Raw genomic sequence first — 8451 nt, 5'->3', positions numbered from 1 at the left:
GCGTATTGCCGATGCTTCGCTGAGCTGTTTGCGAGCTCTCGGCCTTGACTGGGGGCCAACGAACGTAGAACTGCGGTGGACCAAGCGTGGGCCAGTCGTGATTGAGGTCAATCCGCGTCTTGGTGGCAGTGTCCAAACGATTGAGGCGGCTCACGGTATCGATCTTGTCACCGAACACATCAAGCTCGTGATCGGCGAGGAATGGAATTTGCACAAGAGGCATTCGCATGTTGCGACCGCCCGGCTCCTGATTCCTGATCGCGATGGTATCCTGGATTGGATCGATGGCGAAAGTCGAGCGGCTGCCATACCAGGCGTCGTCGAGGCGAAACTGTATATTAAACCCAAGACGCCGATCGTCAGGAAAGGCGATTACCGAGACTACATCGGATATGTCCTCGCCGCATCACCCAGCCGTGCTCGGACAAACGCAATAGTTCAGCGTGCCGTTGATTCAATTCGTTGGTCGATCACACCATTTCCAATGGAACAGGAACAATTAGCGACCTCTCATGTCTCCGCACCTGCGCAGGTGCCCTCGGGTGAAGGGTAATCATCGCCAAACATTGGGGCAATTGAGAGCACGAGAGAGACGGGGCTTCTGACAGGATCGCCAGCAAGGAAAACATCAGCCGCATGTCCGCTCGACGACTGTCTCATGGCGCGCGGCTATATTCAGCGGCGCTTTGCAGCTACGGTTTCCCCAATGCGCTGCCAATGACGCGTCGGAACTGAAGAAGTCAATCGCGGCGTAGTCGCCGCACTCATCGAGTTAATGCAAAGATGCTCAACGTCTCGAAGCCGAGGGCCTCGACCTTAGCGTGTCAATGAAGTTCTCGGCGTTGTCATTGGCCTACCGATCCTGTCAGACCTTCGGCAAGAACAGCCGGTAGATACCTGCAGCACACTGCGAGCCGTGACCATGAATGAGGAATTGGGTTTGGAGTTGGTCTTCTCCGATTGGTGGCAGCTATCAACGCAGCGACCGTCAGGCGCACAGCCGACAATCAAGCGCGACCAAGCATCGAGGAGCACGGCGACGTAGACGAAGCAGGTCGGCAGCGCGACATAGCATGCCGCAAGCCCAGAGCTGGTCCGGACCGGCCGGTATGATCTGCTTCACCAGATTCGGAAGGTTGGCCAAAGCGCGCCACATCTTTGCTGCAGATCATGCGCGCATAGGCGCCGGATCTTGTTGGGGTTCACGTCGATGCCTTCGCTAACTGCCGACGCGCAATAGCCGTAGAACTCGGACGCGTCGCAGATCGCGAACATCGCCCCGAGTGCGGGCGCCATCGATCCGCTTATACGACGGTCATGGTAGGTCGAGAGCGATGCCATCAGTCGGCATCTTCCGCGCTGGAGATCTTGGGACCTACACGCTGGCGCTGCGCTTTTCAGAGCTCCCTCTAGTAACTCCAGTCCCAACGACGAGCCGCTGAAGAGCAGCAGTTCGGGCCTCCTATTCGCGCCCTGAGATGCTGCGCGTTCAGAGCGCATAGTCTTCCGGTGCGACCGCTTCGCTCGTCAGGTGGCCCTCAGTGATGTAATCTGTAATTATGCGGGCCGACCCGCAGGCCATCGTCCAGCCGAGCGGCCCATGGCCGGTGTTCAGGAACAGATTGCTGTAGCGGGTCGGGCCGATCACAGGGGGACCGCCCGGCGTCATCGGGCGCAGGCCGCTCCAGTTTAGAACGGAGTCGGCATTCACGTGGTCCTTGAGCTCCGGCAGCATTCTAAAGCCATCGTCAAGGACGCGCATCCCTTCTTTGATGTCTACCGTGGTATCGTAGCCGGCGAACTCGGCGCGACCGCCCAGCCGCAGGCGATCACCCATAGGCGTGATCATCGCATGGAGGCCATCGTCCATGATCGGACGTGTCGGCCCTCCTTGCCAGCCGTTTAAGGGAACGGTGATCGAATAACCCTTTACTGGAATGATCGGCAGATGAATGCCGAGCCTGCTCGAGAGGTTTGGGCTGTAGCTACCAAGCGACAGAACGAAGGCGTCCGCCTGGATCTCTCCCTTGGTCGTATGAATATGTGAAATTTTCGTCGCGCTTCCCCGCTTGATATCGAGGACTTCGGTGTCCATCAAGAACTTTGCGCCACACGCCTGTGCCACTCGCGCGATCTCTTTTGTGAACTTGTGAGCATCACCGCTTTCATCATCAGGGAACAGAACAGCGCCGGCGTATCGGTCGATGACCGGCGCGACGCAGGGTTCCTTTTCTAGGATCTGAGCCTTGTCGAGCTTCTCCAAGACCACGCCCCATTCTTCCATCTCCCGGCACATCTGGAGAAACTCGGACATCCGACCCTGAGGAGGGAACATTCGCATGGTTCCGCGGACGGTCTGGTCGTAAGTGAGCCCCTCTTCTGCGCGGATAGCACGCAGGGTCTCAAGGCTGAGCCGCGCGAGCCGGATGTTGGCGATCATGTTCGCCTTGTGCACACGGGTCCTGGAATTGGCGAAGAACTTGAGGCTCCAACCGATCATCGAAGGGACAGCGCGCGGTTTGATCTTCAGCGGCGAATTGGCGTCGAAGAGCATATTTCCGAGATTTTTCATCGTGCCGGGGGAGTTCCAAGGACTAGAGTCGCTTGGGTTCATCAGACCGCCGTTCGCGAAACTGGTTTCCATGCCGGGGCGGTCCCGACGATCAATCACGATGACGTCAAGGCCAGCCTTTGTCAGCATGTAGGCAGTCGTGCTTCCAATGACGCCAGCTCCCATAACAACAACTTTCATTCTCCGTGCCTGCCTTTCAGAAGTCTTTGTTCGGCTCTAATGGCCCAACCGTATTCGGGCCTAGCCACGCTGCGCCGGCGTTTGCAATCTGCGTCACCACGTTCTCATTCACCGACGGCTGATGCCAATACCGGCTCGAATTTTGGAATCGAGATATCATACGCAAAAGAGGCCAAGCGACTCGAGCGCAGTGACCTCGACCAGCATCAGTCGAAAGAGGCTCGGGCGCTGCACGCGGCGAGGTCGGCGCAGAACGGTCCGAAGATCACTTCCTACACGCGGCGGGCTCTGGCGAGCAACGGTGAGCTTTTACCTTAGTCGATTCTGTCAGGATCTTTCCAAGTTCTCCACTCGTAGTTGCGAAGTGTGATATACCCAGGTCCAGATCCTATCAGGTAGTTGGGATTGAGTGGCGTTTTGCCGAGCGGCGTGCAGATTACATATTGCGGCACGGCAAAACCGGTGGTGTGCCCACGCAAACTCTCAATAATGTGCAACCCGGTATTGATTGAAGTTCTGAAGTGCTCCGCGCCCCGGACCAAGTCCGCATGGTACAAATAGTATGGTCGCACACGCGCCATAAGGAGTTTGTGGACCAACTCTTTCATCACCTCGACCGAGTCGTTGATGCCTTTCAAGAGTACCGATTGGTTGCCCACCGGAACCCCCGCTTCAAGCAACCGTTCGATAGCGAGTTTCGCTTCAGGCGTGACCTCATTGGGGTGATTAAAGTGAGTATTAATCCATATTGGATGGTACTTTTTGATCATTTCACAGAACTCGGGCGTGATACGCTGTGGCATCGTTACAGGCGTTCGAGTGCCGATTCGAATTATCTGAACGTGCGGAAGATGCCTGAGCCTTGACAAGGCGTACTCTATCTTATTGTCGCCCATCATCAGCGGATCACCTCCACTTAACAGTACGTCCCGAATCTCTGGCCGCTCGGCTATATATGCTATTCCTTTGTCAATGAGATCTCGATTGCTGACGATCGCGTTTCGCCCCGCGCGAACCTTGCGTGAGCAGTGTCTGCAGTATATGGCACACAGATTGGTAATATGAAACAGTACGCGATCTGGATATCTATGAACGATGCAACTCACTTCGGTCTTCCCCTCCTTCCAAAGAGGGTTTTCGGAATCTACACCCGATCGGTGAAATGAGGCGAGCTGATCAATATGGAAGATATCGTCAAGTTCCTTGATGTTAGGGATAGCCTGTAGGCGAACTGGATCGTTTGGATCCTTCTTGTCGATCAGCGAGAGGTAATAGGGTGTTACCCGAAAAACATATTTTTCACCGACCTTGCGGAAAACTTCTTCTTCTTCCGCCGTAACATTTATATGGTCCTTCAATGCATCCAAAGTGGTTATGCTATTTGAAAGTTGCCAACGCCAGCTGTCCCATTCGCTGTTTCGCGTGTCTACTGCGGCCGTTTCTGCCACCATGCCACACCTCCATTCGAGTCACTTATCTGTAGATACATTCGCGATATGCGGTTGGCTCCGAGAAAATCAGTTCTCCGAACTAAATCCCGAAGTAGATGCCCTGGTATTCCGACTTTACCTTCTGGACGTTGGAGTACAAAGAGGTAATGACGGGTTCAAATCCTCAAGCCCCGGTAGATGGATTCGGCAATGGCCGCGCAGCTTCAATCTTAGTTAGCCGAAACGGCGCGCGCAGCGTAAAAATGGGCACCTCTGCCCAGCCGCACTCTCGAACGCTGTGCACTTCAAGCAACGTTCAAGAGCCTTTACATCTTTAGCCCCTGTGTTTCTGCGTGGGACGCGGATCCGCTTTAGGCCTAATCGGTGTCAAAAGCCTTTCGCATGCCGATCGGCGAGTGCCGGTTCGGGTCATCGAAAGTCAGATCCGCCGGCGAGATCTGCGCTAGTGTGTCACAGCCGCTCACCCGTTGCTCTTGCTTTATCAAGCACCTGGAAAGCCCAATAATGCGCGTTTTCCTCGTAGTATCTCGCATCGCTAAGACAAAGTGCCGGCATCAGAAGACCCGCATCCTGCAGACGCCGCACAGCATTTTCAAAGGATGTCGCCTCCGCATAGCTCTTGCGGGTGCTCGCGATGACGAAGCCGTTCGGGCGCGTGACGCGAGCCAGTTCGCGCAGTCCATCCGGTCGGGCATGCCTGTGCGTGAAGACGCCACAGCAGACCGTGACGTCATAGCTCGCGTTGGGGTATTCCGAGAGTGGACCGTTAAGGTCTACACCGCCTGTTACATGGCGGTAAATACGGGTCTGTCGGGCCTTTTCGGCCATCTCCTCGATCAGGTCGAACCCGTCGATCAACTGAAAGCCTAGACGTTGCAGCTGCAGACCGACAAGGCCCGTTCCACAGCCAGCGTCGAGGATTGTAACGGCTGCTCGCTCCTTGGCCAAATAGGCAGTCTGCACGGCTCCCGCCAGCTCTGCCACGACGATTGGCCCGCAATACCCCTGACTGCCGACATGGAGATCGTAGGTATCGGCCCGATCACGATAATACTCGGCTACGTAACCGACATCCGTGTCGAGTGCATGGGAACCTTTTTTTCGTGCGGTTTGGTCCATCGCGGACTTTTGATCGGGGATTTTCATGACGGTTCCTCCATTTAAGATCAGATTGGATGCAGCGCAGATCCCTTCGGCGGCGCAATGGCGCGGCAGATATTTTCCTCTGCCGTATCGGCGCATGAAAACCGGACCGAGCCACCGGGCGGTAAACCGTGCCGCTTCAAATTCTGGCTTACGGTCGTGCCGAGCATTTTGTCTCTCCTATGTGTCTGGGAACAAGCGTTGGCCGCCCTTTCCGCTCCGGTCGGCAGCTCCTGCCGGCCTACGAAGACAGAGTTTCAAAACTCGTGCCAACTGTCCGCAAAAGCGCCTAGAAAGATTATTCTGCTTACTTTGTAATGCCTTATGAGAGTTCAGCAGGAAGCCAGGCGTAAGCGCAGTGTCGGATACTCGACAGAACCCGACAGCAGGTGTCATCGCCCCGCATTGGATCCGCCCGGTCGCTGTAACCTCTTCCTTGTCAGGATCATGGCTCGTGCGGTGCGGCTTCAATTCCGCGTTTCCGCTCAGTTTGCGTATGGTCTAGGACAACAGCAGCGCCACGCGTCAACGATCAGCGCCTGGGGCGAGAAGTTTAGCCGGCACTTCGCCAACCAATTCCTCCGCCGCCTGATGTGGCACCAAATGGCATCTCGATGAAATCGTTACCACTCCCGGCCGGTGAGAAGCAGTGGCTTTTGGCGGTCTTCGAGCACCACGAGGATTGCTCCATCCAATCCGCTCTCTCCGAAGCGCTCCCAGCCCAAAGGCAGACCGCTAGCTAGCAGCCGTAATTTGTTGACTATTATTTTTTACGAAAACAATGCGCTAGAATTACGAAGGTAACAATAACTTATTGCAACTTGGTAGATCTCTTCTTGCCTATTCAAATCCGAAGGGGCATATCTTTTGTGAACAAAATGCCTGAGTGGAAGAACCATTGGGGTCCTCCTTAACGTGGACATTTCTGCGCGATCTCAGCTGCGAGAGCGAACGGGTGAGGATGCTGCGGGTCACGGCAAAGGACCGTCTTTGCCGCACGATCTGGGGACTTCTAAATAACGGGGAGATTGAAAATGTTTCTCAAAGCCGACGGAAGTGAAGTATGGCTGCAGAGCTCGGCAAGATTGCCGTATCTATCCCTTGCCGGCGTTATTGAATCCTCGGAGGACTACGTCGCAATTCGACCAAGGCTGCGTCGGGTTTACAAGCAGCTTTCGGGCATAGCCTCCGATGACGCGTTCCTTGTGCAGGAAATCGAGGACAGTGGCTCCTTGGTTTTCTGCGCCCGACCTGACAAGCACTGCGCCTTGCTGCTGCTGGGAAAATTTCATCGAGGCCGACAGAGTTGCACACCCTATGCTGTTCTCGAAAACCTCGTCGAAACGATCCGGAACAGTGCAGATGGAATCGGCGGGCAAGTCGGCGCGACCATCCGTTTCGACCTCGTGCAATCCGAGTTGGCGATGCGTGCCCGCTGAAGGAGAGGCCATTAGCCAGCATATGCGACGGCGGCCTCGCTAGCGAGGCTTCCCGCGCATCCCCGTTTGCGTACGGCAACGCTGGACGCCGACGATCCGGAACAGTTGTGCAGTGTACTGCGGGCAAATTCGCCGTGCTCGCGCGGTGCCGCTACGTCTAGCTGTCGGCATTGCCCGTGCTGCAGTTGCCGCCGGGGTGCATTATCTTGATCTGACCGAGGATGTCGGGAGTACGCGCCAGAGCAAAATGCTGGCCGCCGGTCCCACAATGCGTCCTCGCTCCGGCTTTATCTCGATCGTAGCGCATCATCTTACTGCCGGATTCGACCGTGTCGACGCGGTGCGGCTGCGCACGGGCGCTCTGCCAGAGTATCCAGCTAACGCGCGCTGCAGACAATCTGACCTGGAGCACCGATGGGGTGATCAACCGATTGCGAGCCTTGCGAGGCGATCGCCAATGGCCAACGTGTGGAAGTCCCAGCGCTTGAGGAGTACGAGGAGTTCTCTGTCGACGGCGCGCGGTATGAGGCTTTCAATACTTCCGGTGGTTTGGGCACACTATGCGATGCCCTGCAGGCCCGAGTGGGGACGCTGAATTATCGCAGTATCCGCTATCCAGGTCACGCCGCCCGAATGAAGGCGCTGCTTCACGATCTTCGTCTGAGCGAGGGCGTGAACTGTTGTCATTGTCAGCGGACACAAGCAGGGCCGCCGGATCCAGGAAACCTACTTCAACAAAATTTACTATCAGGTGATCAACGGCAAGCCGACGAGCGCATCCAGGCGACCACGGCGGCTGGCATCTGCGCACTGTGCTCGACCTGCTGGCTAACGGCCGGCTGCCGCAGCAGGGACTGATCTGCCAGGAGCAGATTAAGTTGCCGGAATTTCTGGCCAATCGCTTCGGCGCCCTTTATGCCTCTGCATCCGCTGCGCCACGGTCGTCCGAGAATCTGAGCTGCAACGCTCTCGTCCGTCTCGTCGACCGGTCCGTCGGGAATTGGCCGGCGTCGGCAGGGTCGCCGCTATCAATCAAGCCCGGCGGGTTCGCTCTGCCGAAGCGAGGCTTCGTCGCTTCGACCAGGCCGACGCCGAAAGCTCCGGCCAGCGAGCCAAATACCTTCTCTGTCGCCGGGTTGATCACCGGCAGATGTAATTCCGTCTTTCCATCACTACTAGTCTGCAGCTGCTGCTGACGAAAGCTCATAGCTCGCGGCGTGGCACATTGCATGCTCAGCTTGAGTGACTCAATAGGTCCAGACCAGTCGATATCCGGATCGTGGGGGTCGCGCCTCCACATTTTCATCACAATGGTAGCGGCGGTCGGCGTGGGCGCCCGCACTGACCGGCTAGCAGGTTCGATACTATTTGGCATGAAGGCGAACTGCGCCCGCATCACGGCTAAAGCGGCGCAAAACGGCTGCGCCACCAACAACCAGCATCAGCGTGAACGATGGAAACATGAGGAGGCATCCAGACCCAAATGGATTACCGTGGATTTCCCGGCGTATTGTTGTGCGAATGAGCAGCAGATATAGGTGTTTGATCCCAGATTTTGATGGGGCATCCTTGTCCTCCGAATCAAGGGATGCGCTATGGGCCAGGTTCTTCATGGGAGCGCCACGACGACAGAGGCGGTCCGTCGAGCGATACAGCATAGTCAAGA

The 8451-nt window shown here is 56.4% G+C and carries 6 protein-coding genes and 2 pseudogenes; 3 read left to right on the top strand and 5 right to left on the bottom strand.

What is annotated here, in order from left to right; genetic code table 11:
- Window positions 1–553, top strand: a pseudogene (locus EN850_RS33225) (ATP-grasp domain-containing protein); the annotation flags it as partial.
- Window positions 554–1489: 936 nt separating this feature from the next.
- On the opposite strand, the gene EN850_RS33220 reads toward EN850_RS33225, so the two are convergent.
- From EN850_RS33220 to EN850_RS36635, 4 genes are all read right to left on the bottom strand, one after another.
- Complete coding sequence (locus EN850_RS33220) at window positions 1490–2752, bottom strand: D-amino acid dehydrogenase (RefSeq protein WP_127308881.1); 1263 nt, start codon at window positions 2750–2752, stop codon at window positions 1490–1492.
- Window positions 2753–3066: 314 nt separating this feature from the next.
- Window positions 3067–4203, bottom strand: coding sequence for a KamA family radical SAM protein (locus tag EN850_RS33215; protein WP_127308882.1), 1137 nt, complete (start codon window positions 4201–4203; stop codon window positions 3067–3069).
- Window positions 4204–4653: 450 nt separating this feature from the next.
- Entirely contained in the window at window positions 4654–5349 is a 696-nt protein-coding gene (locus tag EN850_RS33210; RefSeq protein WP_127308883.1) for a class I SAM-dependent methyltransferase, read from the bottom strand.
- A gap of 20 nt (window positions 5350–5369) precedes the next feature.
- Entirely contained in the window at window positions 5370–5516 is a 147-nt protein-coding gene (locus tag EN850_RS36635; protein WP_164761583.1) for a hypothetical protein, read from the bottom strand.
- An 864-nt stretch (window positions 5517–6380) separates the two neighbouring features.
- Between EN850_RS36635 and EN850_RS33205 the strand changes: the two genes are divergently transcribed.
- Entirely contained in the window at window positions 6381–6785 is a 405-nt protein-coding gene (locus tag EN850_RS33205; RefSeq protein ID WP_127308884.1) for a hypothetical protein, read from the top strand.
- A 66-nt stretch (window positions 6786–6851) separates the two neighbouring features.
- Window positions 6852–7705, top strand: a pseudogene (locus EN850_RS37580) (saccharopine dehydrogenase C-terminal domain-containing protein); the annotation flags it as partial.
- Window positions 7706–8149: 444 nt separating this feature from the next.
- On the opposite strand, the gene EN850_RS33195 reads toward EN850_RS37580, so the two are convergent.
- On the bottom strand, window positions 8150–8451 hold a 302-nt coding region (locus tag EN850_RS33195), incomplete at its 5' end, for a hypothetical protein (protein WP_210235381.1).

The organism is Mesorhizobium sp. M8A.F.Ca.ET.207.01.1.1, assembly GCF_004794715.1.
GTDB lineage: Bacteria > Pseudomonadota > Alphaproteobacteria > Rhizobiales > Rhizobiaceae > Mesorhizobium.
This window is presented reverse-complemented; position numbering and strand designations above follow the sequence as displayed.